We start from the raw sequence: 24,707 nt of genomic DNA on the forward strand, positions 1-24,707 counted from the left end.
AGGTCCCTCCTCGAGCCGCGCCGTGGCCGAACGGACGCGAGGAACGCCTCCCGGCCGGGCGACCCGCCGCCCCACGCGGGCGACCCCGCCCGCGGGCACGGCCAGACCACCGCAAGGACACCCCGCGCACCGCACCGCACCCGCGCAGAGGCCGCACCTGCCGCGCGGCCGGACGAAGCACCACACCAGGCGCACAGCCCGACCCGCAGGCGCGACCGATCCGCCGCAACGGCCCGTCGCGAGCCGCCCCGTGACCGGCCGGAGACGAGAACCACCCACCGGCCGGGCGACCCGCCGCCCCACGCGGGCAGCCCCGCCCGCGGGCGCCGCCGGGCCGGCTGAACGGCTTTCGGGGGGCCGCCCATCTTCCGGGCGGGGACGGAGAACGCCGTCCGGGCCGGCAGGACGCCGTGTGACCTCGGCGGCTCCGTTCGCGGGTGGAGCCGGGCGGCCGGGCAGGTCCGCCGCGGCCGGGCAGGGGCGGGCGGTGCCGGCCGGGCCGGGAGGACGTCACCTGGTGCGGGCGGGCCGGGTGGCGGGAGCGCGGGGGCCGCGGGAGGGGGCGCGTGATTCATCGTGTCGGGCTCCCCGGCCGTGTGGGGGTCAGGGCCGCGCGGCGGGCCAGGCCCGTGGTGGAGCGGCCGTCGAGGTAGGGCAGGAGCAGGACCTGCCCGCCCCAGCTCTCCACGAGCGGCTGTTCGGGCAGCCGGGTGCGTGCGTAGTCGCCGCCCTTGGCCCAGATGTGCGGGCGCAGTTCACCGAGGACGCGCTCGGGGGTGTCCTCGTCGAAGACGGCGACGGCGTCCACGCACTCCAGGGCGCGCAGCACCCGGACCCGGTCGGCGACCGGGACGAGGGGACGGGAGTCGCCCTTGCGGCGGCGCACCGAGTCGTCGGAGTTGACGCAGACGACCAGGCAGTCGCCGGCCCGGCGGGCGGCCTGGAGCAGGGCGACGTGACCGGCGTGCAGCAGGTCGAAGCAGCCGCCCGCGGCCACGACGGTGCCGCCGGCGGCCCGCACCCGGGCGGCCGTGCGCACGGCGTCCGCGCTGGAGTGGCCGTCGGCCTGGTGCGGGGCGGACGTCTCCGGCTCCCGGACGGCGGCGACCGCTCGTGCCCCGCCCTCGGCCACGTAACGGCTCGCGGCGTGCACGGCGGCCTGGACGGCGTCCTCGGTGAGTCCGCCGTCGGCGAGCAGGCCGGCGGCGGCCGCGGCGAACCGGTCGCCGGCCCCGCACGGATCGCCCGCCGCGGCGGCCGGGGTCGGTACGAGCAGCGGGGTCTCGCCGTGGGAGAGCAGCGCGCCGCGCTCGCCCAGGGTCACGGCGACGGCCCGGGCCCGCCAGGCCCGCACCAGGGTGCGGGCGTCACGGGCCGCGGTGCGCAGTCCGGCCTCGTCGCCCGTGTCCTCGCCGTCGTCCGCCCGGCGGGCGAAGGCGCGGGCCTCCTGCGCCGAGGGGGTGGCCAGCAGGATGCCGGGGACCGGTGCGCGGCCGCGCACATGGGGGTCCCACACGACGGGTGCCCGGGTGGCCGCGGTGGCCAGGGCGGCCCGGAGGACGTCGGCGGTGCCGCGGCCGTAGTCGGCCACGAGCACGCCGCCGGCCCCGGTCACGGTGGCCTCGGCGGGACCGGTCGCCGCGCGGGCGCGGCCGTCGCCGTCGTCGAGGCGCAACAGCGGCCGGTCGCCGGCGAGGACGCGGGTCTTGCTGCTGAGGGTGCCCTCCAGCGGAACCTCCACCAGGTCGACCCGGCCGGCCAGCAGCTCGCGCAGGGTGTCGCTGGCCGCGTCCCGGCCGAGCGCGGTGACGAGGGTGACGGGGCGGCCGTCACAGGCCGCGAGGCAGGCGGCGAGGGCCGCGCCGCCCGGGCGGGAGCTGCGCCGGGTGCCGTGCACCACGGGCACGGGCGCGTCCGGCGCCAGCCGTTCGGCCCGGCCGCACAGGTCGTGGTCGAGGAGCGCGTCGCCGACGACGACCAGGGGTGTGCGCGAGGTGGTCATGTGTGTCCCTTCCTGGGGGCCACGGGCCCGTCGGGCGCGGACCGGCCGACGGTTCGGGCCCGGCCGACGAGCCGGCCGACGACGCTCGGCCTGCCATCGGCGCCGGGCCCGCCGGCCGGGCGCGGCCCGCCGTCCGCTCCCGTGTCGCCGGCCCGGTCGGCCTCGCCCCGCTCGACGGCCCGGTCGAAGGACTCGCAGAGCATGTGCACCGCGACCAGGTGCAGTTCCTGCACGGTGGCGGAGACCGGGGCGTCCACGCACAGGGCCTCGTCCGCGCCCAGCTGCAGTGGATTGGGGGCCCGGCCGGTGAGTGCCCACACCGTCATGCCGAGCCGGTGGGCGCGCTCGGCGGCCTCCAGCAGGTTGGCGCTCGCGCCACTGGTGGACAGCAGCATGAGGACGTCCCCGGGGCGGCCGTGGGCGGCGGTCTGGCGGGCGAACACCTCCTGGACGCCGTAGTCGTTGGCGATCGCGGTGGTGGAGGAGGTGTCGGCGTGCAGGGCGACCGCGGAGAACGGCGGCCGGTCGTCCCGGTAGCGGCCCACGAGTTCGGCCGTCAGGTGCTGCGCCTGCGCGGCGCTGCCGCCGTTGCCCGCGACGAGCAGCCGGGAGCCGCCGCCCAGGCGGCGGGCGAGTTCGGCGCCCCAGCGTTCGATGAGCGCTGCGCGGTCGCGGAACGTCTCCAGCGCCGTCGCCAGGTCGTCGCAGTGCGTGGTGCCGGTGCCGGTCTTCGTGCCGTTGGCGGTCTTCATCGGACGACTCCCGAGAGCGAGCGGATCGAGGACACGGCGTCGTACACCCCGGCCACACCGTCCGCGACGCGGTCCCAGGTGTAGTGGGCGAGCACCCGTTCGCGGCCGGCGGCGCCGTAGCGGGCGAGCCGGTCCGGGTCGGCGAGCAGGGAGCGGATCACCGCGCCGAGGTCGTGGTCGTCGTCGGCCGGGACCAGGACGCCCGTGGTGCCGTCGACGACCGTGTCGAGCTGGCCGCCCACCGCGGTGGCCACGACCGGGGTGGCGCAGGCCATGGCCTCCAATGGGACGATGCCGAAGGGCTCGTACCGGGGCAGCGAGAGCACGAGGTCGGCGCTGGACATCAGCCGGGGCATGCTGGCCCGGCCGACGCCGCCGAGCAGGGTCACCCGGTCCAGGACGCCGTACTCGCCGGCGACGGCCCGCAGGCGCGCGGCCTCGGGGTCGGCGCCGAGCAGGTCGGCCTCGGGGCCGCCCGCGACGATGAGCTGGGCGTCGGGAACGCCCGCCAGGGCGCGGATGGCGCGGTCGAATCCCTTGCGGGGCACGAGCCGGCCGACGGCCAGCAGACGCTTGCGCGCGCCGGCCGGCCGGGGCGGGGCGACGGGCGCGAACTGGTCGGGGTCGACGCCGCAGGGCACGACGTCGATCCGGTCCTCCGGCAGGCCCATGGCCTTGAGTTCGGCCACCTCGTCGCTGCACGTGGCGATGATCCTGGCGCACTCGTGACCGATGGCCTCCTCGATCGCGAGGCGTGCGGCCGGGCTGGTGTCGGCGGCGCCCTGGTAGCGCTTCTTCACGGTGCCCAGCGCGTGGTAGGTCTGCACGACGGGGATGCCGAGGCCCCGGGTGCCGGTCAGGGCGGCGAGGCCGGACATCCAGAAGTGGGCGTGCACCACGCCGGGCGGGCTCTTCACCCATGCGCGGGCGAGGAACTCCCCGAACTCGGCCATGTGGGGCAGGAGTTCGTCCTTGGGGACGGGCGCGGGCGGTCCGGCGGGCACGTGCACCACCTGTACGCCGTCGATGAGGGTCATCCGGTCCGGCAGGCCCGCCGAGTCCCGCCGGGTGTACACCGTGACCCGGTGTCCCTTCCTGGCGAGCTGCCGGGCGACCTGTGCCACGTACACGTTCTGGCCGCCCGCGTCCGGTCCGCCGAGCGCGGCCAGTGGGCTGGCGTGCTCGGAGACCATGGCGACGCGCCCGGCCGTGTGCGGAGTACGGCTCATCGGGTGACCTCCTTGATCAGGCGTTCCCAGTCGTCCAGGAAGCGCCGCTCTCCGTAGCGGGCCTGCACCGAGGCCCGGGCGGCCTCGCCGGTGCGGCGGGCGTGCTCCGGTTCGGCGAGGAACTCCCGTACGGCGTCCTCGAGTACGTCGAGGCGGTTCGAGACGACCCCGGCGCCGTCGGGTACGGCCTCCCGGATCTCCGTGGTGTCGAGGGCGACCACCGGCATGCCCAGGAACATGGCCTCCAGCAGGGACAGGCCGAGCGACGTCCAGCGCACGGGGTGCAGGTAGAGGCGGCACCTGGCCATCTCCCGGTGCAGTTCGTACTGCGGCAGGTCCCGGGTGCGGCAGCGCTCCGGCGGCAGGCCGAGGTGCCCGGCGAGTCCTTCGGTGCTCATGCCGAAGACGTCCAGGGGCGCGGACCGCGCGAACCGGGGCAGCAGGTCGGTGCCGGTGGTGCGGCCCCTGCGCACGGGCTCGTTGACCACGACGGCGGCGCGCCGCTCGGTGCCGGTCCACAGCGGGCCCGGGTCGACGATGCCGTGCTCCACGACCTCGGCCGGCGCCCGGCCGTTGTCCCACATCAGCCGGTTGAAGTGGGTGACGTGGACGACGGGGATCGCGGACTGTCCGGCCAGCGGGTGGAGCTGACGCTCCGGGGAGGCGTCGGGGCTGTTGTGCTCGACGTACACGGCGGGCACGTCGACGCCGGGCCGGCGGCCGGTCCAGCGCAGGGCCAGGCCGGGTTCGTGGGGCCGCTGCAGGACCATCAGGTCGACGGCGTGGTCCCGCAGCTGCCGCGGGGTGAGTTCGCGCACGGTGGGCGGCCAGTCCCAGGTGACGGCCCGGCCGAGCCCGTCCGGTCCCCGGTCCTCGGTGACCGGGACCAGGTAGGTGTGCGGGCCCCGCACGAAGGCGGTGAGCCAGGATCCGTGCACGTGCCAGACGAGGATGTTCATGAGCGCCGCTCCTGGATGAGCTTGTGCACCGCGCGCACCACGTCCTGCCCGGTGACCTCGTCCAGGCAGGGGTGGCCGGGCACCGGGCAGGTGAGGGCCCGGGTGCCCGCGCACGGCGCCGACTGGTCGCCGAGCAGGATGGTGGGGACGCCGTACGGCGCCCAGCGGCCGGCCGGGACCACCGGCGCGAACAGCGACACCACGGGGGTGCCGACCGCGGCGGCGAGGTGGGCGGGGCCGGTGTTGGCGCTGACCACGGCGTCGGCCATGCGCAGCACCCCGGCGAGGGTGCGGGGACCGGTCCGGCCGCCGAGGTCCACGGCCAGGTCCCCGCTGACCCGCCGGGTCAGTTCCGTCTCTCCGGCCCCTCCGGTGACGACCACGCGGTGACCTGCGTCGGCGAGCAGCGCGACGGCCTCCTCGCACCGGTGCGGGCTCCACGCGCGGGCGGGTGCGCTGGCCCCGGGATGCAGGACGACGTACGGGCCGGGGCCGGTCAGACCGCTGGTGTCCGGCGGCGGCAGCACCCGCAGCCGGCCGTCGTCCCCGGGCGGCGGCGGGAAGCCCATGGCGGCGGCGGTGTCGAGGGCCGCCTCGGCCTCGTGGCGGCCGGGGGCCCGCCGGTGGCGCACGTCCAGCAGGCTCCCGGGGTGGTCGGCGCTGTCGGCGCCGATCCGGCCGACGCCCGCGAGCCGCAGCAGCAGCGCGGTGGGCAGCGGGCTCTGGTGGAAGGAGGTGAGGATCAGGGCGCGGTCGTAGGCTCCGGAGCGCAGCCGGCCGACCAGGGCGTCGACGTCCCGGGCCCGGACGGGGGGCGGGTCGAAGCCCTCCCAGGGGGCCTCCCACACCAGAACGCCGTCGACGCCGGGCAGCAGCCGGGCGGCGTCCGCGCCGCGCGGGCCGCACAGCAGGGTGACGTGCGAGGAGCGGGCGGCGACGGCGCGCACGGCGGGGCCGGCGAGCAGCACGTCGCCGAAGCTGTCGAGACGCACGACGAGGGTCTTCATCGCGCCCCCCTGCCGGACGAGGCCGGACGCAGCGGACGCGGCGGGCGGGGCGGACGGGCGGGGGCCAGCGCCGTGCGCACCGCCGTGAGCACGTCGGGGGCGCTCAGATCGGCGAACCGCGCCACCTCGCCGGGGGCGGTGGCCGCGTTCGGGACGAGCACCCCGCGGGCGCCGGCCGCGTGGGCGGCCAGGACGTCGGCGGCGATGTCACCGATCACCAGGCACCGGGCGGGGTCGACGCCGAGCCGTGCGGCGGCGTCGAGGACCAGGCCGGGCCGGGGTTTGCGGCAGTCGCAGCCGGCGTCCGGGGCGTGCGGGCAGAACAGCCAGGCGTCCACCCCGCCGAGCAGTGCGTCGGCGCGCTCGTTGACGCGGCGCACCTGCCCGGCGGTGAGCAGTCCCCGCCCGATGCCGGACTGGTTGCTCACCACTGCGGTGGCCAGGCCGTGGGAGCGGGCCAGCGCGACGGCCTCGGCGGCGCCCGGCAGCAGCCGGACCCGGCCAGGGTCGCCGTTGTACGGCACGTCGGCCACGAGGGTGCCGTCGCGGTCGAAGAGGACGGCGCGGACGTCGTTCACCCGGTACCTCCCAGGGGCCGGGCGTGCCGGTGACGGACGGTTCCGCGCAGCCAGTGCCGGACGGCGAGGGGTGGGATGAGCACGCTGGTGCCGAGCATCCCGGCGATCTCGCCGGCGGTCCGGGGGCCGGGGAGGATGCGCGCGAGGGCGAACTCGGCGGTGCCGAGCGTCCACAGGGCCGCCCAGGCGGTCGCGGCGCGGCGCCGGCCGGTGAGGGCGCAGGAGGCGGCGGCGAGGGCCGCGCCGGTGACCGCCAGGTGGCGGCGCAGCCGTCCGCGCGGCGCCTGGGCGCGGTCCCACCAGTCGCGGCCGTGCAGCCGGTTCATCAGGGCGTCGTCGGCGTTGCCGCGCTGCGCGGGCAGCGAGGCCCACCAGTGGGCGGCGCGGACCGGGTGCCGGGTGACCCGCTTGCCGCGGACCAGGGACCAGCCGGCCCGCTCGACGCGCAGGGCGAGGTCGGCGTCCTCGCGGAAGGCCCGCGGGAAGCGTTCGTCGAATCCGCCGACCCGGGTCAGCGCCTGCGTGCGGTAGGCCATGTCGGCGGTGGCCCAGGCGGCGTTCTCCAGGCCCTTGGTGTTGCGTTCCCAGTCGGTGGGCCGGCGGTCCGGGGGCAGGGGGACCTGCAGCCGTCCCTGGATGCCGCCGACGTCCTCGCCGGCCTGGCGCAGGTCCTCGGCGAGCAGCCGGGACCAGTCCGGCAGGACCTGGACGTCGTCGTCGAGGAAGACCGTCCAGGGCGTGCGGACGGTCCGCCAGCCGGTGTTGCGGGCAGCGGCCGGGCCCTCGCCTCCGGTGCGGAGGACGCGCACCCGGTCCAGGAGCTGTCCGGCGGCCTGGACCGGCAGGTCGCCGTCCGGCACGGGCCGGTCGTCCACGACGACCACCTCGTGGGGCGGGTGGCCCCGGGCCTCGGCGAGGGCGCGCAGGCACTCGGCGAGGCAGGCGCGGCCGATCGTGGGGACCACGACGGTGTAGGCGGGCGCGTCGCTCATGCGAACGCCTTCCCTCGGCGGACGGCGAACGGGCCGAGCACCAGCAGGTCCACGGGCGCCGATCCGAAGCACTCCAGGGCGTCCCGGGGGTCGTCGACCATGGGCCGGCCGGCGGTGTTCAGGCTGGTGTTGACGACCACCGGCAGTCCGGTGCGCCGCTCGAAGCCGTCGATCATCCGGGCCACCAGGGGCTCCTGGACGCGGTCCACGGTCTGGACGCGGGCGGTGCCGTCGACGTGGACGACCGCCGGGATGCGGTCCTTCCAGGCATCGGCCACGTCGTGCACGAAGAGCATGTGAGGACTGGGCAGCGGCCCGTCGAAGATCTCGGCCGCGCGTTCGGCGAGCACCATCGGGGCGACGGGCCGGAACTCCTCGCGGCCCTTGACGGCGTTGAGCCGTTCGACGTTCGCCGCCCTGCCGGGATGCGCGAGCAGCGAGCGGTGGCCCAGCGCGCGCGGCCCGTACTCGCTGCGGCCCTGGAACCAGGCGACGATCCCGTCGGCGGCCAGCGCCTCGGCGGCCGTCTCCGCTATGTCGGCGGGCTCCTCGTACGGCACGGCCGCCCGCTCCAGCCACTCCCGCAGCTCGGCGTCGCTCCAGCCGCGGCCGAGGGCGGCGGTCGGCATCGGCTCCAGGGTGTCCTTCTGGCCGGCCACGTGGGCGGCGGCGCCCAGAGCGGTGCCGGCGTCTCCGGCCGCGGGCTGCACCCATACGTGCCGGAAGCCGCTCTCCCGCCACAGGCGGGTGTTGGCCACGCAGTTCAGGGCGACACCGCCGGCCATGGCGAGCGCGTCCTCGCCGGTTCGTTCGCGCAGCCACCGGGCGAGGGCCAGCACGGTCTCCTCCAGGCACAGCTGGGCGCTGGCCGCGAGGTCGGCGTGGTTCTGGCTCCAGGCTCCGTCCGGCGGGCGCGGCGGGACGAGGTCGGCCCAGGGCACCGGGCGGGCCCGGAAGCCGCCCCGGTTGTCGGCCAGGACGTGGGTGCGCAGCCGGTCGGCGAAGCGCGGGGTGCCGTAGGAGGCCAGTGCCATCACCTTGAACTCGTCGCTGCTGCGCAGGAAGCCGAGGTGCTGGGTGAGGTCCTCGTAGAACAGGCCCAGGGAGTCGGGCAGTTCCTGGGTGCCGAGGACGGTCAGTTCCCGGTTGGTGCAGCGGCCGGCCAGGTGCGAGCCGCACTCGCCGCGGCCGTCCAGCACGAGGACGGCGCAGTCCGGGTACGGCGAGAGGGGACCGGCGGAGGCGGCGTGCGCGACGTGGTGCGGGACGAACCGCACCTTCGCCGGGTCGAGTCCGGGCAGTGCCTCGGCGAGGAAGGCGGGGGCCCGGCGGGCGTACTCCTGGCGCAGGTGGTCCCAGGGGTCGTCGAGGCCCATGCGTTCGGCGGGCCGGGCGAGCGCGGGGTCGTAGGAGTAGGCGACGGCGTCCAGGTCGGACGGGGTGAGACCGGCCTGCCGCAGGCACCAGCGGGCCGACTGCTCGGGCAGCTCCCAGGCCGAGAAGGGCACGGGACGCTTGCCGTGCTTGCGGCGTGAGAACCGCTCCTCCTCCGCCGCCGCCACGACCTCGCCGTCGGTGATCAGGGCTGCGGCGGGGTCGTGGAAGAGTGCGTTGATACCGAGGACGTGCATGCGCTGTCTCCTGGGCCGGGGACGGTCGGGGGTCGGGGTCAGGACTGCTGCGGGGCCGGGTCCTCCTCGGCCGGGAGAAGCTGCGGCGGCAGGGCCGCGAAGTAGGCGATGGTCTGCTTCAGGCCCTCCTCCCAGGGGATCTGCGGCGACCAGCCGAGCAGTTCGCGCGCGAGGTTGGTGTCGGGGCGGCGCCGGCCGGGGTCGTCGACGGGCCGGTCGACGAACGCGATCGGTGAGCGGGAACCGGTGAGGGCGACCACCCGGCGGGCCAGGTCGGCGACGGTGATCTCGTCGCTGCCGCCGATGTTCACCGGGCGCACGGACCGGCTCGCGGCCACCCGCAGGACGCCGTCGACGGTGTCGTCCACGTAGCACAGCGAGCGGGTCTGGCTGCCGTCGCCGGTGACGGTGAGCGGTTCACCGGCCAGGGCCTGACAGATGAAGGTCGGTACGGCGCGGCCGTCGTGGGCGCGCATGCGCGGACCGTAGGTGTTGAACAGCCGTACTATTCCGGCGTCCGTGCCCCTGGTTCCGGCGTGCGCGGTGACCAGTGCCTCGGCGAAGCGTTTGGACTCGTCGTAGACGCTGCGCGGACCCACCGGGTTCACGTTGCCCCAGTAGCCCTCGTGCTGCGGGTGGACGAGCGGGTCGCCGTACACCTCGGAGGTGGAGGCGAGCAGGAAGCGCGCCCCGTCGCGTTCGGTGACCGCCAGGGCGTTGCGGGTGCCGAGGCTGCCCACGTCCAGGGTCTGCAGGGGCATGCGCAGGTAGTCGGCGGGCGACGCCGGGCAGGCGAAGTGCAGCACCAGGTCGTAGGGGCCGGGCAGCAGCCCGGGGCAGCCGGGGGCGCAGACGTCGCAGTGCACGTAACGGAACCCGGGCCGGTTCTCCAGGTGAGCGACGTTCTCGCGGCGGCCGCAGGCCAGGTTGTCGGCGCAGTCGACTTCGACACCTGAATCCAGCAGCCGTTCGCACAGATGGGAGCCGAGGAAGCCGGCGCCGCCGGTCACGAGGGCGCGCCGCCAGGAGAACGGTGTGTCACCAGTCATGGGGCTATTCCTTCGTCCGCGTCGTCCGCGCCCCTCGGAACGTCCCTGCCTGGGCGTTCGGGTGCGCGTCGCGTCGCCGGGTCCGACGTCGCCGGCCCGTCGGGGGATGAGAGGACAGGGCCCGGGCCCCTGATACCTGGGGCCGCCCTGGTCGGCCGCCGCCTGCTGGACGGCACTGGCAGCTGAGTTCCCCTGCCGGTTGGGTTCACACGTTGGTTCTTATTCTCCGGGCAGGGGGGTACTCGCGCGACTCCGGCGACCGACCACGGTGGATGTGGGACATGCACGACGACCTCGCGGCCACCCTGCTGCGCTCCCTGCGGGCGTCCGCCCGGGGCCCCGGGCGGACGCTGCTCACGGGCTGGTTCAGCTTCTTCGACGGGGAGGCGACCGCCGGGGACGTGCTGGCCCAGCGGCAGGTGTCCGCGGCGCTGTCCGGGGCCGGTATCCGGCACGACACGGCGTGGAGCCCCGGCTTCCGTCCCGGCGCCCTGTCCCTGGAGACGGCCGAACCGGGCGCGTACGACACCCTGGTCTTCGTGTGCGGTCCGGTGCACGGGCCGCAGGTCGCCGCGCTGCATGCCAGGTTCAGAACCTGTCGGCGACTCGCGGCCGGAGTGTCGGTCGTCGACCCGGCGGACCCGGCGGCCACCGGGTTCGACGAGATCGTGGCCCGGGACGGCACCGCGGCCGCCGCCCGCCACGACCTCGCGTCCCGGGCTCCGGCGGGTCCGCTGCCGCCCGTGGCGGGGGTCGTTCTCTGTGCGGGGCAGGGCGAGTACGGCGGACGCCGCCGGCACGGGGAGGTCAACGAGCGGCTCACCGGCTGGCTGGCCGGCAAGGACTGCGCGCGGGTGCCGGCCGACACCCGGCTCGCCGTGGACGACTGGCGGCTGTGCGCGACGGCCGAGCAGTTCCTGGCTCTCGTCTCCCGCTTCGACGTGGTCGTCACCACCCGGCTGCACGGTCTGGTGCTGGCGCTGCGCACGGGTGTGCCGGTGATCGCCGTCGACCCGGTCGCGGGCGGCGCCAAGGTCAGCGCGCAGGCCAGGGCCGTGCGCTGGCCCGCGCTGGTCGGGGCGGAAGCGCTGTCGGACGGGATCCTGGACCGCTGGTGGGAGTGGGCGCTGTCCGAGCCGGGCCGGACGGCCGCCGCCTGCCACTCGATGCGCTGACAGCGCGGAGCGGGCCGTGTAACGCGCGGCGCGGGGGGCACCCGGGGCGGCGACGGCCGGCCGCTCACGGGCCGCCGCGATGCTCGCAGGAGGTAACGACATGGGTCACGGCGGAAACGTCATTCAGGAGCTGACGACCGATCACCGCGAGGTCGAGGAGATCTTCGGCCGTATCGAGGCGCTGCCGCCCGGCTCCAAGAACCGCAAGGTCCTCGCCGACCAGGCCACCATGGAGCTGGTCCGGCACTCGATCGCGGAGGAGTCCTACCTGTACCCGGCGGTGCGGGAGCACGTGCCGGGCGGCGATGCCATCGCCGACAAGGAGCTCGAGGACCACGCCGGGGCCGAACGGATCATGAAGGACCTGGAGGGCCTGGAGGCGGACGATCCGCGGTTCGACACGCTCATGGCCCGGCTGATGAGCGAGATCCGGTCCCATGTGACCGACGAGGAGCAGAACCTCTTCCCGAAGCTGGAGCAGGCCTGCTCCGCCGACGCGCTGATGGACCTGGGCGACAAAGTCCGCCGGGCGAAGAAGACGGCGCCGACCCGCCCGCACCCGGCGGCGCCGGACAAGCCCCCGGCCAACAAGATGCTGGCCCCGGGTGCCGGCCTGGTGGACCGGCTGCGCGACGCGATGTCGGGACGCGGCAAGGAGGGCTGAGCGCGCAGCACACTGATCGCGCGACGCACCTGGCCCGCCCGCCGGAACCGGCGGGCGGGCTTCCTTCGTACGGGGCCGTACCGGGTCCGCGGTGCCGCGCGCCCGACCGGACGGACGCCGTGCGCAGGCCCCGGCGGCGGCGGTGCCGTGCACCGGGTCGGGCGGACGCGGTGCACGGCGGCCGGGGGACGCCGTGTGCCGAGTCGCAGGCCTCCGCCGGGTGCCGAGCCGGAGGGGCGGCAGGAGGGGCGGCAGGAGCCGAGCCGGACGGGCGCCGTGCGCCGAGTCGCGGGCGTCCGCCCGATGCCGAGCCGGGCGGGTGGCAGGGGCCGGGTCGGGCGGGCGCCGTGCGCCGGGTGGGGCGGCGTCATGTACCCGGCGCGGCCCCCGTACCGGAGCTGTTCAGAGCCAGTGGGTGGTTCCGGCGTCCGGGCGGGGCCGGGGGCGGGCCGACCGGCACCGCAGCCGGAACGCCTGGAAGAGGGTCAGCGGCCACAGCAGCGCGAAGCACCACAGCAGCGCGGGGTCGTAGGTCCGGATGCCCATGACGGCCACGAAGACCGAAGCGGCCCCGAGCAGCAGTACCGCCGCCGGCAGCCAGAACTCGCGGCGCGGCGTGCCCATGCGGCGCGTGAACCGGCGGTCCTGCCGCAGGACCGCCTCGATCCGCAGCAGCGCGAGCCGTTCGCTCCGCGACAGCCGTACCTTGTCGTGCATCTCCCGCATCTCCCAGTCGTCCACGGCCACGGCACCTCCTCCGCCGGTCGGCGGTCTCCCGGTCCCCCGGCCCCGAGGTTTCCGGTCCCCGGGTTCCCCGGACGGCCGTGCCGATGCGGGGCCGTCCCCGGTCCCCGGCGCCGGCGCTCCGCGGGGGTGCCGCGCGCCGCCCGTGCCCAAGGGCGGGCGATGCGCTCGGTCCACGGCGGGGACGGCCGGTTCACGGGCCGCTACGGGCCGTGAGGCCGTGTCGTCTCAGGTGACCTTCGCCGCCGCAAGGCCGATACTGCCAGTAGACGGGACAGGCGGCCGCCTCCCGGGGCGGCCGCCGGTACCTGACGCCCCGTCACCCGAGTCAGCACGGAGTCCGCGACAGGGAGACACCCATGAGGATGCTGATCAACGTGCCGGAGACCGTCGTGGCGGACGCGCTGCGCGGCATGGCGGCCGCGTACCCCGATCTGACGGTGGACGTGGAGAACCGGGTGATCGTCCGGCGGGACGCGCCCGTGGCCGGGCAGGTCGGCCTGGTGTCGGGCGGCGGATCCGGGCACGAGCCGTTGCACGGCGGGTTCGTCGGCCCGGGCATGCTGTCCGCCGCCTGCCCCGGGGAGGTCTTCACCTCACCGGTGCCGGACCAGATGGCCCGCGCCGCGGCCGCCGTGGACAGCGGGGCCGGGGTGCTGTTCATCGTGAAGAACTACACCGGCGACGTACTCAACTTCGACATGGCCGCCGAGCTGGCCGAGGACGAGGGCGTCCAGGTCGCCAAGGTGCTCGTGAACGACGACGTGGCCGTCACCGACAGCCTCTACACGGCCGGCCGGCGCGGCACCGGCGGGACCCTGTTCGTGGAGAAGATCGCGGGCGCCGCGGCGGCGGAGGGCCGGACGCTGGAACGGGTGGAGTCCATCGCCCGCCAGGTGAACGAGAACTCCCGCAGCTTCGGTGTGGCGCTCAGCGCCTGCACGACGCCGGCGAAGGGCAGCCCCACCTTCGACCTGCCGGACGGCGAGCTGGAGCTGGGCATCGGCATCCACGGCGAACCGGGCCGGGAGCGGCGCCCGATGATGACTTCCGGGGAGATCGCCGACTTCGCGGTGAACGCGATCCTGGAGGACATGCCCCCGAGCAGTCCCGTGCTCGTGCTGGTCAACGGCATGGGCGCGACTCCGCTGCTGGAGCTGTTCGGGTTCAACGCCGAGGTGCAGCGGGTGCTGCGCGAGCGCGGTGTCGCCGTGGCCCGCACCCTCGTGGGCAACTACGTCACCTCCCTGGACATGGCGGGCACTTCGGTGACGCTGTGCCAGGTCGACGAGGAACTGCTGCGTCTGTGGGACGCGCCGGTGCGGACCCCTGCGTTGCGCTGGGGGATGTGATACCGCGGACCAGGTGATCACGGAATCCCGCATGCCGGTCGACAGCCCTACCACGCAAGGAGATCAAGTGCTCGACGCCGACTTCTTCCGCCGTTGGATGACGGTGGCCGCCGCGTCCGTCGACCGCGAGGCGGACCGGCTCACCGCCCTCGACGCGGCCATCGGGGACGCCGACCACGGCAGCAATCTGCAGCGTGGGTTCCGGGCCGTGACGGCCGCGCTGGAGAAGGAGGCGACGGACACACCGGGTGCCGTCCTGACGCTGGCGGGGCGGCAGCTGATCTCGACGGTCGGCGGCGCCGCCGGGCCGCTCTACGGCACCTTGCTGCGCCGGTCCGGCAAGGCGCTCGGCGATGCCGCAGAGGTCGGCACGCCGCAGCTGGCCGAGGCGCTGCGCGCGGGGGTGGACGGGGTGATGGCCCTCGGCGGGGCGGCTCCCGGCGACAAGACCATGCTGGACGCCCTGATCCCCGCCGTGGACGCGCTCGCCGACGGCTTCGCCGCGGCGCGGGCGGCCGCCGAGGCGGGTGCGGTGGCCACCGTCCCGCTGCAGGCCCGCAAGGGCCGGGCGAGCTACCTCGGCGAGCGCAGCATCGGCCACCAGGACCCGGGGGCGACCTCGTCGGCGCTGCTGATCGCCGCGCTCGAGGAAGCGGCCTCGGGGGCGGAGGGCTCACGGTGAGCGACGGCAAGCCGGTCGGGATCGTGCTGGTGTCCCACAGCGCGGAGGTCGCCGCCTCGGTGGCGGAGCTGGCGAAGGGGCTGGCGGGCGGGGCCGAGGCGGTGCCCGTGGCCGCGGCGGGCGGCAGGGAGGGCGGCGGGCTCGGCACCAGCGCCGAGCTGATCTCCGCCGCCGCCGCCTCGGCCGACCGGGGCGGCGGGGTCGCGGTGCTCACGGACCTGGGCAGTGCCGTGCTCACCGTGAAGGCACTGCTCGCCGAGGGCGACGAGCTGCCGGAGGGCACGCGGCTGGTGGACGCCCCGTTCCTGGAGGGCGCGGTGGCCGCGGTCGTCACCGCGGCCACGGGTGCAGGCCTGGACGCTGTGGAGGCGGCGGCGACGGAGGCGTACGGCTACCGGAAGGTGTGACGGGACACGGCCCGTGTCGGGACCCCGTGTCCCGGCACGGCGGGTCATCCGTCCCCGTCACCGCCGTTCTCACCGTCCCCGCCATCGTCCCCGTCCTCGACGAAACGCCTGGCCAGCCGCTCCCCCGCCGCCACCGCCGCCGCGTGGTTCTCGATCGGGAGCACCCGGGAGTCCTTGAAGACGATGTAGGTGACTCCCGAGTCCGTGCCGCCGTCGAGCGGGTTCGCCCGGATACCGAGGGCCCGCGCGGTGGCGTAGGAGGCCTCGCCGATGATGTCGCGCGGGCCGGTGTCGCCGACCACGGCGTACCGCACCCGGTCCCGGTAGACGACGGCCACGACGGAGCCGCCCCGCACGCCCTGTGCGAGGGGGTTCCAGATGCGGCTGGGCGCCGGGATCACGATGTAGGGGAGCTTCTCGGCGTTCAGGTGGCGGCCGTCGGACTGCTGATAGGCGGTGGCGGCGGCGAACAGCGGGTCGGTGCGGCGGTTGCAGCGGGCGGTGGACTGTCCGTCGCAGTCGACGTCCAGGTCGGACTTCCAGTAGACGGCGTCCCTGGTGCCGCAGACGGGCACGTTCGCACGGCTGTCGGCGTCCGAGCGGTAGCGGCCCCGGGAGACCTGGGTGCACGGGCCGAGCCGGGCCAGCAGATCGGCGGCGGAGACGGCGCTCTCGCCGCGCGGCCGGGGCTCCTGCCGGGGCGGGACGGCGGCGGCCGTGGCGGGCAGCGACGCGGGGGCGAGCAGGGCGGCGCCGGCCACGGCCAGCGTCAGCGACGGGACACGCACACGCACGATGAGAGACCCTCTCCTCGGGGACGCGGGGACCCGCCCACTGTGGTGTGTGCCGGGGCTCGTGGCCCTCCGGGCCGCACCGAAGAGGCCGGATGGAGCACGTTTCTGACACCCGGTGAGGGGACAACAGGGGCCGGGGCGTCCGGGCCGGTGCCGGCCCGGACCCCCGGCCGTCCACGTCGGCGCGGGATCGGCGACGACAGCGTGTCCGCGCCACGGGCGGCGAACTTCCCCTCGTTCCGGGGGAGTTCAGCCGCAGGCAGGTTCAGCATACGTAACTTCCCCGGCCGGCCACCAGCACGGCCACCCGAACGGCCGCTCGCGCCGCCCTCTTGCCGGGGCCGCACACGCCGGGCCATATTGGTCCGGACCTTTTCCGAGATGCCGATGCCGTCCCCGGGAGGGCAGAGCCGTGCGACGCGTTCCCCTCCCGCCCGTACTGGCCTGCGGGGCCCTGCTGCTCGTCGCGTCCTGCGGCTGGGGCCGGCCCGCCGGCGGGGACGAGGGCCGGGCGCCCGGGGCGCCGGCCGGGGTGACCGCGGCGGCGGGCAGCGCCACCAGCGTGCACGTGATGTGGAACGCCGTCACGGACACGCCCGGCATCCGCGTCTACGAGATATTCCGCGGCGCCACGAAGGTGAAGGAGGTGCCGGGTTCGCAGCACATGGTGGACGTCACCAGGCTCAGGCCGTCCACCGTGTACGCGTTCACCGTGCGGGCCCGGGACACCCAGGGGCGCCTCGGCCCGCCGAGCCGGGCGGTGCGGGCCCGTACACCGGCCATGACTGCGGCCGACCGGTCGGCACCGAGCCGGCCGCCCGGTCCCGCCGGGCGGGCCGTCGGCAGTCGCGCGGTGCGACTGTCCTGGGGCGCGTCCCGGGACGACCGGGGCGTGGTGTCGTACGACGTCCACCAGGGCGGTGTGAAGATCCACAGCGTCGGCGGGAACCGGACCGCGACCGTGGTCACCGGACTGCGTCCCGGCACCGCCTACGTCTTCACGGTGCGGGCCCGGGACGCCGCCGGGAACGTCTCCGCGGCGAGCGGCACGGTCCGTCTCGCCACCCCGGGCACCGACGACGGCCGGGCCACCGCACCCACCGGCTTCACCGCGGCCACCCACCGCGCGGGCGGGGCCTACTACATCGACCTGTCCTGGGTCCCGCCCCGCACGGACGGTCTGGTCACCGAGTACCGCGTCCAGCTCGACGGGGCCGCGGCCACCTCGCTGGTGTGGGGCGGCACCCCGCCGCGCGGCCGGGCACACTACAGCTTCTACGCGGGCCGGACCGCCGGAGAGGAACACCGGGTGCGGCTGCGGGCGCGGCTGCCCGACGGGACCTGGGGCGGCTATTCGGCGGAGCGGACCGTGACCACGGAAGGCTGACGGGCGCACGCCGTCGGCGTGTCGCCTTGCGCCGGACGGCGGAAGGCGTCACCCGAGCGGGCGTGTCCCGAGTGCGGGCGGCCCCGGCACCGCGTTTGCTGCGGTTGAGGCAGCACGGACGACTCCCGACCCTACGGCGGCGCACATGACGTACCGCCAACCGTGCCGTCGGAGGCAAGCCCATGGACAACTCGCGACTTCTCCTCCGTTCCGGCCTGACGCTGGCGGCCGCCGCCACGCTCCCGGCCGCGCTCGCCGGGCCGTCCGCCGCGGCCTCGGGCATCTCCGTGAGCACCACCGGATCCACCGTGTCGGTGGTCACCAGCGCGTGCACCCAGATCAACGGCAGCTGGGGCAGCGCGGCGCTGCTCACGAGCCGTCAGGCGAGCTTCTCCCAGGGCCGCCAGGTGGCCCTGTCGGGCACGACCGTCAGCCAGTCCGCGGCCTGGACGGGGGTGAGCCCGGGGACCTACACCGTGGTCGTGGTCTGCTCCAGCGGCAGCACCGCGGGCAGCCAGTCGGTCATCGTCTCCGCCTCCTCGCGCCCGACGATCTCGGCGACGACCAAGCCGGCCCCCTCCCGGGGTGTGGCGGGCGGTCTGGGCGGGGCCGTCCGCGACTACGGCGCGCTGACACTGGGCATCGGCGCGGCCCTGGTCGGCGCCGGTGCCGTCGCCGCGGGCTGGTTCCTGCGCCGCCGCTCGAAGCCGTACCGGCTCTGAAACACCGCCGCGCGTCCCGGCCGGCGGCCGTCAGCCGTCGGCCGGCTCGCGGTTCCCCGCTCCCTCGCCGGACAGTTCGGCGAACTCCGACAGGGCGTGGGTGAGCCACTGGGTCCAGAACGTCTCCAGGTCGATGCCGGCCCGCAGGACCAGATGGCGCAGCCGGTCCTGCGGGCTGTCCCGGTCCGGCGGGAAGTCGCGGTCCTCGATCTCCTGATACTTGGCCAGCTGACGCCGGTGCAGTTCCAGATGGCGGCGCAGATCGGCCTCCAGGCCCCCCGTGCCGACCACGGCCGCGGCGCGCAGCCGCAGGAACAGGACGTCCCGGTGGGGCTTGGGATCGTGCGCGGCCGCGGTCCAGCGCGCCAGTTCGGCGCGGCCCGCGGGCAGGACCTCGTAGTTCTTGCGCTGCCCGCGGGCCGGCTGCTCGGCCGGCAGCGTGCGGATGAGCCCTTCCGCCTCCAGTCTCCCCAGCTCGCGGTAGATCTGCTGGTGCGTCGCGGACCAGAAGTAGCCGATCGACTTGTCGAACCGGCGCGTCAGCTCCAGCCCCGACGACGGCTTTTCCAGCAGGGCGGTGAGGATCGCGTGCGGGAGTGACATGGACTCATCCTAGGGATGCCGGACGCGGACCCTACAGCGCCGCCGCCAGCTCCGTGCCCTGCTTGATGGCCCGCTTGGCGTCCAGCTCGGCCGCGACGTCGGCACCGCCGATCAGGTGGGCGCTGCACCCGGCGGCGACCAGTTCCTCGTACAGGTCGCGCCGCGGCTCCTGGCCGGTGCACAGCACCACCGTGTCGACCTCCAGCACGGTGCTCTCCTCGCCGACCGTGATGTGCAGGCCGGCGTCGTCGATGCGGTCGTAGCGCACGCCCGGGACCATGGTCACGCCGCGGTGCTTCAGCTCGGTGCGGTGGATCCAGCCGGTGGTCTTGCCGAGTCCCGCGCCGACCTTGGTGGGCTTGCGCTGGAGCAGGTGGACGGTGCGGGGCGGGGCGGGGCGCCGCGGCGCGGCCAGGCCGCCCGCCTCCCGGTATTCCATGTCGACGCCCCAGTGCGCGAAGTACGTCCGCGGGTCCTCGCTCGCCTTGTCGCCGGCGTCGGTGAGGTACTCGGCGACGTCGAAGCCGATGCCGCCGGCGCCGAGGACGGCGACGCGCTCGCCGACGGATGCGCCGCCCTGCAGCACGTCGAGGTAGCCGAGGACGCTGGGGTGGTCGACGCCGGGGATGTCGGGGGTGCGCGGGGTGACGCCGGTGGCGACGACGACCTCGTCGTAGCCGGCCACGGTCTCGGGGGTGACCCAGGTGCCGAGGCGCACGTCGACGTCGTGGGCCCGCAGCTGGTGGCGGAAGTAGCGCAGGGTCTCGTCGAACTCCTGCTTGCCGGGGACCCTGCGGGCGACGTTGAGCTGGCCGCCGATCTCGCTCCCGGCGTCGAACAGGGTGACCTGGTGGCCGCGTTCGGCGGCGGAGACCGCGCAGGCGAGGCCGGCCGGGCCGGCGCCGACGACGGCGACGCGCTTCTTCAGCCGGGTGGGCGTCAGCACCAGCTCGGTCTCGTGGCAGGCGCGCGGGTTGACCAGGCAGGAGGTGATCTGCCCGCTGAAGGTGTGGTCGAGGCAGGCCTGGTTGCAGCCGATGCAGGTGTTGATGGCCTCCGGCGTCCCGGCGGCGGCCTTGGCGACGAAGTCGGGGTCGGCGAGCATCGGGCGGGCCATGGACACCATGTCCGCGCAGCCGCCGGCCAGCAGCTCCTCCGCCAGCTCGGGGGTGTTGATGCGGTTGGTGGTCACCAGCGGGACGGAGACCTCGCCCATGAGCCGCTTGGTGACCCAGGTGTACGCGCCGCGCGGCACGGAGGTGGCGATGGTCGGGATGCGGGCCTCGTGCCAGCCTATGCCGGTGTTGATGATGGTCGCGCCGGCGTCCTCGACGGCCCTGCCGAGGGCGATCACCTCCGCCAGGGAGGAGCCGCCGGGGACCAGGTCCAGCATGGACAGCCGGTAGATGACGATGAAGTCCTCGCCGACGGCCTCGCGCACCCGCCTGACGATCTCGACGGGGAAGCGCATGCGGTTCTCGTAGGAGCCGCCCCAGCGGTCGGTGCGCCGGTTGGTCCGGGCAGCGGTGAACTCGTTGACGAGGTAGCCCTCGGAGCCCATGATCTCGACGCCGTCGTAGCCGGCCTGCCGGGCGAGGCGGGCGGCGCGGGCGTAGTCGTCGATGGTCCGCTCGACGTCGGCGTCGCTCAGCTCGTTCGGCACGAAGGGGCTGATCGGCGCCTGCAGCGGGCTCGGGGCGACGAGGTCCTTGTGGTAGGCGTACCGGCCGAAGTGCAGGATCTGCATCGCGATCCGGCCGCCCTCGCGGTGCACGGCCTCGGTGACCATCCGGTGCTGCTCGGCCTCGGCCTCGGTGGTGAGCTTCGCGCCCCCCTCGTACGGCCGGCCCTCGTCGTTGGGCGCGATGCCGCCGGTGACGATGAGCCCGACTCCCCCTCGCGCGCGGGCCGCGTAGAAGGCCGCCATGCGCTCGAATCCGTGCTCGGCCTCCTCCAGGCCGACGTGCATGGAACCCATGAGCACGCGGTTGGGCAAGGTGGTGAAGCCGAGGTCGAGCGGGGTCATCAGGTGCGGGTATCGGCTCATCGGGCCCTCCGTGCGCGGTGCGGTCGCCTCTTGTTCTAGAGGACGCGCACAGGTTTGTGCAACAAGTTGCACAACCACGGACGGGTGATGCGAGCCACTCCGTGGCCGCCGGTGCCGGGGGCACACGCGGTACGCCCCGGCCGGCGGTGGGCCGGCCGGGGCGTACCGCCCTGGTGTCGGGTGCGTCAGCGGCTCTCCAGCCTCAGGTGCAGGTCCCGCTCCTGGTCGCCGGAGGCCGTGCAGGTCTCCTGCACGGTGAACATCGAGTCCAGGGTGGTGCGGAACCGGTCGACGGCCCAGTATCCGCCCTGGACGTCCGCCTGGACGGACGCCTGGAGGTGGACCGGTGGACAGCCCTGTTCACGGGCGTCCGCCACGTCGTACGTGCCGAGCCACACCATGGGCCGGGTCTCGTGGAGCTGCTGGGGTTCCTCGTCCGCGCCCCGGTCGGTCGCGAAGCAGGACCTCAGTGCCTGGAAGACCAGGCGGGCATCCTCCTTCGAGCCGCTGATCTCCACCGTGACGGTTTCCGGATGCGACCGCTCCGTGTCTGCCATGGATCGCTCCTCTCGTGGCCGCGCTGCGGTGGAACGGGGTACCCCGCCGAGCGGCGTCCATCCTCAGGAAATCACCGCGGGCCCCGGCGCACACCTCAGCCGAGCGAGAACTTGTACGTCTTGCTGTCCGTCAGCACGCAGAAGCCGGGCGAGATAACGATCACCCGCAGGATGCCGGTGCGCCGGTCGTAGTCGATGCCCTCCGCCTCGAAGCCGCCCGGGCAGGCGCTGCGCAGCGGCAGCGGGCGCAGCGCCGTGACATGGCCGGAGACGTCCGCGGAGCCGTTCGGCGGGGCGGAGAGGTCGATGCGCAGCAGCGGCTTGGTGATGCCGAACAGGCTCCCGTCGGGGTCGTCGGAGGAGCACAGCAGGGTCGTGGGGCCGGAGAAGTCGCAGCCCTGCACGTCGCGGACGGCGTGGTCGAGGCCGACGGCCGAGACCTGCGGGAGGTTCGCCGACGGCGAGGTGCTCGCGTTGACCCCCGGGGTCGGGAAGACCAGCAGCCGGGTCATCGTGCCCCACTCCCCCGCCAGCATCCACTGGCCGTCGGGCGAGACGGCGTCCCAGGAGTTGTTCAGGGCCTCGCCGGGACCGAGCGCGTGGACGTACTCCGACCAGGCGCCGCCGGGCGCCCGCACGCGGAACATCTTCGAGTTGCCGTCGTCCCGCTGGTAGGGCTCGATGTAGTGGCCGTCGTACGAGGCGTCCGGGTCACCGACGTGGTTCCAGCCGCGAGTGGAGAGACCCAGCGGGACGGTGCCGATGCCGGTGTAGCGGTTGGGGCTGTTCGCCGGCACCTCCACCGAGGCCAGGCCCTGGCTCTCGGTCAGCGGATCGGCGCGGTCCGAGCCGATCTCGGTCCAGGTGTCCGCCGCGGCGGCCGGCGGGGTCGCGGCGAGGGACACGACTGCGGCGGTGGCGAGGGTGACGAGTCCGGCGAGGACTGCGTGGCAACGTTGCCGGGCGGGCGCGGGCATGGCCGACTCCTCGGACGGGGATGGGGGCACTCGGTCGGCGGACAGTCTGGCGTGGCACGGTAGTCATGTACAGACCAAATGCGGAACATGGGTGTGAACTCTCACGGCGCACGGACTTCGCCCGGTACGGTCGGCCTCCGGGCGGTCCGCGTCGCGCGCACCCCCGGGTGGCCGCGTCGGCGGACGCCGGCCGCCGTGGTGAGGGATGGTGGAGGTGGACGGCGAGGGCCTCGGAGAGTCGTGTGAGCGCGGTGGAACAAGGGGAGTCGGCACGGGGGACGGCGTGCCGTGCGAGCGGGCGAAGGCGGTGCGTGGCATGAGTGCAGCCGAGGCTCCGGTGTCCGAGGGCGAGGAGCCCGCGCGGGGGCCGCTGCGGCCGGGCGGGCTGCTCGACGTGCTGCGCGTCGCGTCGGTGGTGCTCGACAGCGACGGCCGGGTGGTGCTGTGGAGCCCGCAGGCGGAGGAGCTGTTCGGGTACTCCTCGCGGGAGGCCCTCGGCCAGTACGCGGCCCGGCTGATGGTGCACGAACGGCACATCAAGCTGGTCGGCAGACTCTTCGCCGACGTCATGCGCACCGGGCAGAGCTGGGCCGGCGGCTTCCCGATCCGGCGCAAGGACGGCAGCACCCGCCTGGTGGAGTTCCGCAACATGCGGCTGCTCGACGACCGCGGTGACGTCTACGCCCTCGGGCTCGCCGCCGACCAGTCGACCGTACGGCGGCTGGAGCAGGACGTGGCCCTGTCCGAGCGGATGGTGGAGCAGTCACCGATCGGGTACGGCGTCCTGGACACGGACCTGCGCTTCGTCTCGGTGAACCCGGCCCTGGAGCGGATCAACGGCCTCCCGGCCGCCGACCACGTCGGCAAGGGGCTGCGGGAGGTGCTGCCGCCGGAGTACGCCGGCTCCCTGGAGGCCGTCGCCCGGCGGGTGCTGGAGACGGGCGTGGCCCTGGTCGACCACACGCTCGTCGGCCGTACCGCCGCGGACCCCGGCCGGGACCACACGTGGTCGCACTCGCTGTACCGGCTCGAGGACACGATGGGCAACGTGCTCGGCGTGGCCGCCTCGCAGGTCGACGTCACCGAGCAGCACCGGACCTGGCTGGCGGCGGAGGCCGCGCGGCGCCGTCTCGCGGTCATCGCCGACGCCTCGGCGCGGATCGGTACGACGCTCGAGCTGGAGCGCACCGCCTGCGAGCTGGCCGAAGTCGCCGTACCGGACCTGGCGGACGTGGCGGCCGTGGACCTGCTGGACGCTGTGGTGGAGGGCCGGCCCAGCACGCTCAGTCCCTCGGAGTCGGCGGTGATCCGCGCGCTCGCCGTACGCCCGGCGGAGGACACCGACGCCGTGCGGGCCGCCGACGAACCCGGCCGGATCGCCCGGTACGCGCCCGACCGCCTGGTCACCGAATGCGTCCGTACGGGCGAGGCGGTCCTCGTCCCGCGGGTGACGGAGGAGGACCTGCCGCGCATCGCCCGCTCCGCCGAGGCGGCCGTGCTGCTGGGCCGTGCGGGCCTGCACTCCTACCTCGCGGTGCCCCTGATCGCGCGCGGCGAGGTCCTGGGCGCCCTCGACCTCAAACGCACCCGCAATCCGGCGCCTTTCGACGAGGACGACGTCCTGCTCGCCCGCGAACTGGCCGCCCGCGCGGCGGTGCAGATCGACAACGCGCGCTGGTACCAGAACGCCCGCACCACCGCGCTCACCCTGCAGCGCAGCCTGCTGCCGAGCCATCCCCCGGTGACCACGGGCCTGGAAGTGGCCTCGCGGTACCAGCCCGCGGGCGCCACCAGCGAGGTGGGCGGCGACTGGTTCGACGTCATCCCGCTGGAGGGCGGCAGGACCGCGCTCGTGGTGGGCGACGTGATGGGCAGCGGCATCAGCGCGGCCGCGACCATGGGCCGGCTGCGCACCGCGACGACCACCCTGGCCGCGCTCGGCCTCGACCCGGCCCTGCTGCTGGAGCACCTGGACAAGACGACCTCCGCCCTGGACCACTCCATCGCCACCTGCGTCTACGCCGTCCACGACCCGCAGCTGCGTCAGTGCCGGATCGCCAACGCCGGCCACCTGCCGCCCGCCCGGGTGCGGCCGGGCCGTCCGCCGGAACTGCTCGACCTGCCCACCGGTGTGCCGCTCGGCGTGGGCGGGGTCGAGTTCTCCACCGTCACGGTCGATTTCGAGCCCGGTGACGTGCTGGTGTTCTACACCGACGGTCTGGTGGAGACCCGCCGTCACTCGCTGGACGAGCGGCTGGACTTCCTGCTCTCCCTGCTCGACGACCCCGCGCGCCCCCTGGAGGAGACCTGCGACCTCCTCCTGCGGACGCTGCACCAGCCCGACAACCACGACGACGTGGCCCTGCTCATCGCCCGGGCGCAGCGACTGCCGTAGCG

The 24,707-nt window shown here is 75.1% G+C and carries 23 protein-coding genes; 8 read left to right on the forward strand and 15 right to left on the reverse strand.

The window, feature by feature from the left end; all coding sequences use genetic code 11:
• Positions 1 to 571: 571 nt before the first annotated feature.
• Genes IE177_RS08485 through IE177_RS08525 form a run of 9 tightly spaced genes read right to left on the reverse strand, consistent with a single transcriptional unit; the run spans position 572 to position 10,199 of the window.
• The gene (locus tag IE177_RS08485) at positions 572 to 2,002 is read right to left on the reverse strand and encodes a PfkB family carbohydrate kinase (RefSeq protein ID WP_190014361.1); all 1,431 of its coding nucleotides are present in this window, start codon (positions 2,000 to 2,002) and stop codon (positions 572 to 574) included.
• Complete coding sequence (locus tag IE177_RS08490) at positions 1,999 to 2,754, reverse strand: D-sedoheptulose-7-phosphate isomerase (protein ID WP_190014363.1); 756 nt, start codon at positions 2,752 to 2,754, stop codon at positions 1,999 to 2,001. Before IE177_RS08490 ends, IE177_RS08485 begins: the two co-directional genes overlap by 4 nt.
• Positions 2,751 to 3,983 (reverse strand): glycosyltransferase, encoded by a 1,233-nt coding sequence (locus IE177_RS08495; RefSeq protein ID WP_190014365.1) that lies wholly within the window; start codon positions 3,981 to 3,983, stop codon positions 2,751 to 2,753. Before IE177_RS08495 ends, IE177_RS08490 begins: the two co-directional genes overlap by 4 nt.
• Positions 3,980 to 4,942: a glycosyltransferase gene (locus IE177_RS08500; protein WP_190014366.1), complete on the reverse strand. Its 963-nt coding sequence runs from the start codon at positions 4,940 to 4,942 to the stop codon at positions 3,980 to 3,982. The genes IE177_RS08495 and IE177_RS08500 overlap by 4 nt, the downstream gene beginning before the upstream one ends.
• On the reverse strand, positions 4,939 to 5,949 hold the full coding sequence (locus IE177_RS08505; protein WP_190014368.1) for a glycosyltransferase family 9 protein: 1,011 nt from the start codon (positions 5,947 to 5,949) through the stop codon (positions 4,939 to 4,941). The genes IE177_RS08500 and IE177_RS08505 overlap by 4 nt, the downstream gene beginning before the upstream one ends.
• Positions 5,946 to 6,527 (reverse strand): D-glycero-alpha-D-manno-heptose-1,7-bisphosphate 7-phosphatase, encoded by a 582-nt coding sequence (locus IE177_RS08510; RefSeq protein WP_190014370.1) that lies wholly within the window; start codon positions 6,525 to 6,527, stop codon positions 5,946 to 5,948. Before IE177_RS08510 ends, IE177_RS08505 begins: the two co-directional genes overlap by 4 nt.
• Positions 6,524 to 7,519, reverse strand: a complete 996-nt coding sequence (locus IE177_RS08515; RefSeq protein WP_190014372.1) for a glycosyltransferase family 2 protein — start codon at positions 7,517 to 7,519, stop codon at positions 6,524 to 6,526. The genes IE177_RS08510 and IE177_RS08515 overlap by 4 nt, the downstream gene beginning before the upstream one ends.
• The gene (locus tag IE177_RS08520) at positions 7,516 to 9,150 is read right to left on the reverse strand and encodes a carbamoyltransferase family protein (protein ID WP_190014374.1); all 1,635 of its coding nucleotides are present in this window, start codon (positions 9,148 to 9,150) and stop codon (positions 7,516 to 7,518) included. The genes IE177_RS08515 and IE177_RS08520 overlap by 4 nt, the downstream gene beginning before the upstream one ends.
• Positions 9,151 to 9,188: 38 nt before the next feature.
• Entirely contained in the window at positions 9,189 to 10,199 is a 1,011-nt protein-coding gene (locus IE177_RS08525; RefSeq protein WP_190014376.1) for an NAD-dependent epimerase/dehydratase family protein, read from the reverse strand.
• 281 nt (positions 10,200 to 10,480) lie between these two features.
• Here IE177_RS08525 and IE177_RS08530 point away from each other — a divergent pair, with 281 nt between their 5' ends.
• The gene (locus tag IE177_RS08530; protein ID WP_190014378.1) at positions 10,481 to 11,374 is read left to right on the forward strand and encodes a polysaccharide pyruvyl transferase family protein; all 894 of its coding nucleotides are present in this window, start codon (positions 10,481 to 10,483) and stop codon (positions 11,372 to 11,374) included.
• Between the two features lie 100 nt (positions 11,375 to 11,474).
• Complete coding sequence (locus IE177_RS08535) at positions 11,475 to 12,038, forward strand: hemerythrin domain-containing protein (protein WP_190014380.1); 564 nt, start codon at positions 11,475 to 11,477, stop codon at positions 12,036 to 12,038.
• A 402-nt stretch (positions 12,039 to 12,440) separates the two neighbouring features.
• Here the strand turns inward: IE177_RS08535 and IE177_RS08540 are convergent, their stop codons facing one another.
• On the reverse strand, positions 12,441 to 12,785 hold the full coding sequence (locus IE177_RS08540) for a DUF3040 domain-containing protein (RefSeq protein ID WP_229815948.1): 345 nt from the start codon (positions 12,783 to 12,785) through the stop codon (positions 12,441 to 12,443).
• A gap of 356 nt (positions 12,786 to 13,141) precedes the next feature.
• On the opposite strand from IE177_RS08540, the gene dhaK reads away from it, so the two are divergent.
• From dhaK to IE177_RS08555, 3 genes are all read left to right on the forward strand, one after another.
• Positions 13,142 to 14,134, forward strand: coding sequence for a dihydroxyacetone kinase subunit DhaK (dhaK, locus tag IE177_RS08545; RefSeq protein ID WP_190014382.1), 993 nt, complete (start codon positions 13,142 to 13,144; stop codon positions 14,132 to 14,134).
• A 67-nt stretch (positions 14,135 to 14,201) separates the two neighbouring features.
• Entirely contained in the window at positions 14,202 to 14,816 is a 615-nt protein-coding gene (gene dhaL, locus IE177_RS08550) for a dihydroxyacetone kinase subunit DhaL (RefSeq protein ID WP_190014384.1), read from the forward strand.
• A complete protein-coding gene (locus IE177_RS08555; RefSeq protein ID WP_190014386.1) occupies positions 14,813 to 15,223 on the forward strand; it encodes a PTS-dependent dihydroxyacetone kinase phosphotransferase subunit DhaM in 411 nt (136 codons plus the stop codon). The genes dhaL and IE177_RS08555 overlap by 4 nt, the downstream gene beginning before the upstream one ends.
• A gap of 44 nt (positions 15,224 to 15,267) precedes the next feature.
• On the opposite strand, the gene IE177_RS08560 is transcribed toward IE177_RS08555, so the two are convergent.
• A complete protein-coding gene (locus IE177_RS08560; protein ID WP_190015079.1) occupies positions 15,268 to 16,011 on the reverse strand; it encodes a glycoside hydrolase family 75 protein in 744 nt (247 codons plus the stop codon).
• A gap of 418 nt (positions 16,012 to 16,429) precedes the next feature.
• Here IE177_RS08560 and IE177_RS08565 point away from each other — a divergent pair, with 418 nt between their 5' ends.
• Complete coding sequence (locus IE177_RS08565) at positions 16,430 to 17,404, forward strand: fibronectin type III domain-containing protein (protein ID WP_190014387.1); 975 nt, start codon at positions 16,430 to 16,432, stop codon at positions 17,402 to 17,404.
• A 182-nt stretch (positions 17,405 to 17,586) separates the two neighbouring features.
• Positions 17,587 to 18,126: a hypothetical protein gene (locus tag IE177_RS08570; protein WP_190014390.1), complete on the forward strand. Its 540-nt coding sequence runs from the start codon at positions 17,587 to 17,589 to the stop codon at positions 18,124 to 18,126.
• A gap of 30 nt (positions 18,127 to 18,156) precedes the next feature.
• Here IE177_RS08570 and IE177_RS08575 read toward each other — a convergent pair whose 3' ends face one another.
• The 4 genes from IE177_RS08575 to IE177_RS08590 all read right to left on the reverse strand — a co-directional run bounded on the left by IE177_RS08575 (position 18,157) and on the right by IE177_RS08590 (position 22,310).
• Positions 18,157 to 18,729, reverse strand: coding sequence for a PadR family transcriptional regulator (locus tag IE177_RS08575; protein WP_190014391.1), 573 nt, complete (start codon positions 18,727 to 18,729; stop codon positions 18,157 to 18,159).
• A 31-nt stretch (positions 18,730 to 18,760) separates the two neighbouring features.
• Positions 18,761 to 20,776 carry an NADPH-dependent 2,4-dienoyl-CoA reductase gene (locus IE177_RS08580; protein ID WP_190014393.1) on the reverse strand — a complete coding sequence of 672 codons (2,016 nt, stop codon included), beginning with the start codon at positions 20,774 to 20,776 and terminating at the stop codon, positions 18,761 to 18,763.
• 185 nt (positions 20,777 to 20,961) lie between these two features.
• The gene (locus IE177_RS08585; protein ID WP_190014395.1) at positions 20,962 to 21,333 is read right to left on the reverse strand and encodes a hypothetical protein; all 372 of its coding nucleotides are present in this window, start codon (positions 21,331 to 21,333) and stop codon (positions 20,962 to 20,964) included.
• A gap of 95 nt (positions 21,334 to 21,428) precedes the next feature.
• Positions 21,429 to 22,310, reverse strand: coding sequence for a hypothetical protein (locus tag IE177_RS08590; RefSeq protein ID WP_190014397.1), 882 nt, complete (start codon positions 22,308 to 22,310; stop codon positions 21,429 to 21,431).
• A gap of 316 nt (positions 22,311 to 22,626) precedes the next feature.
• On the opposite strand from IE177_RS08590, the gene IE177_RS08595 reads away from it, so the two are divergent.
• Positions 22,627 to 24,705, forward strand: coding sequence for a SpoIIE family protein phosphatase (locus IE177_RS08595; protein WP_190014399.1), 2,079 nt, complete (start codon positions 22,627 to 22,629; stop codon positions 24,703 to 24,705).
• The last annotated feature ends 2 nt before the right edge of the window (positions 24,706 to 24,707 follow it).

Origin of the sequence: Streptomyces lucensis JCM 4490, assembly GCF_014650035.1 — a bacterium.
GTDB lineage: Bacteria > Actinomycetota > Actinomycetes > Streptomycetales > Streptomycetaceae > Streptomyces > Streptomyces lucensis.

Excerpts from the sequence above, each read along its gene's own strand:
- IE177_RS08485 (WP_190014361.1), bottom strand. The coding sequence starts at position 2,002 with ATGACCACCTCGCGCACACCCCTGGTCGTCGTCGGCGACGCGCTCCTC.
- IE177_RS08490 (WP_190014363.1), bottom strand. The coding sequence starts at position 2,754 with ATGAAGACCGCCAACGGCACGAAGACCGGCACCGGCACCACGCACTGC.
- IE177_RS08495 (WP_190014365.1), bottom strand. The coding sequence starts at position 3,983 with ATGAGCCGTACTCCGCACACGGCCGGGCGCGTCGCCATGGTCTCCGAG.
- IE177_RS08500 (WP_190014366.1), bottom strand. The coding sequence starts at position 4,942 with ATGAACATCCTCGTCTGGCACGTGCACGGATCCTGGCTCACCGCCTTC.
- IE177_RS08505 (WP_190014368.1), bottom strand. The coding sequence starts at position 5,949 with ATGAAGACCCTCGTCGTGCGTCTCGACAGCTTCGGCGACGTGCTGCTC.
- IE177_RS08515 (WP_190014372.1), bottom strand. The coding sequence starts at position 7,519 with ATGAGCGACGCGCCCGCCTACACCGTCGTGGTCCCCACGATCGGCCGC.
- IE177_RS08520 (WP_190014374.1), bottom strand. The coding sequence starts at position 9,150 with ATGCACGTCCTCGGTATCAACGCACTCTTCCACGACCCCGCCGCAGCC.
- IE177_RS08525 (WP_190014376.1), bottom strand. The coding sequence starts at position 10,199 with ATGACTGGTGACACACCGTTCTCCTGGCGGCGCGCCCTCGTGACCGGC.
- IE177_RS08530 (WP_190014378.1), top strand. The coding sequence starts at position 10,481 with ATGCACGACGACCTCGCGGCCACCCTGCTGCGCTCCCTGCGGGCGTCC.
- IE177_RS08535 (WP_190014380.1), top strand. The coding sequence starts at position 11,475 with ATGGGTCACGGCGGAAACGTCATTCAGGAGCTGACGACCGATCACCGC.
- dhaK (WP_190014382.1), top strand. The coding sequence starts at position 13,142 with ATGAGGATGCTGATCAACGTGCCGGAGACCGTCGTGGCGGACGCGCTG.
- IE177_RS08570 (WP_190014390.1), top strand. The coding sequence starts at position 17,587 with ATGGACAACTCGCGACTTCTCCTCCGTTCCGGCCTGACGCTGGCGGCC.
- IE177_RS08575 (WP_190014391.1), bottom strand. The coding sequence starts at position 18,729 with ATGTCACTCCCGCACGCGATCCTCACCGCCCTGCTGGAAAAGCCGTCG.
- IE177_RS08580 (WP_190014393.1), bottom strand. The coding sequence starts at position 20,776 with ATGAGCCGATACCCGCACCTGATGACCCCGCTCGACCTCGGCTTCACC.
- IE177_RS08585 (WP_190014395.1), bottom strand. The coding sequence starts at position 21,333 with ATGGCAGACACGGAGCGGTCGCATCCGGAAACCGTCACGGTGGAGATC.
- IE177_RS08590 (WP_190014397.1), bottom strand. The coding sequence starts at position 22,310 with ATGCCCGCGCCCGCCCGGCAACGTTGCCACGCAGTCCTCGCCGGACTC.
- IE177_RS08595 (WP_190014399.1), top strand. The coding sequence starts at position 22,627 with ATGAGTGCAGCCGAGGCTCCGGTGTCCGAGGGCGAGGAGCCCGCGCGG.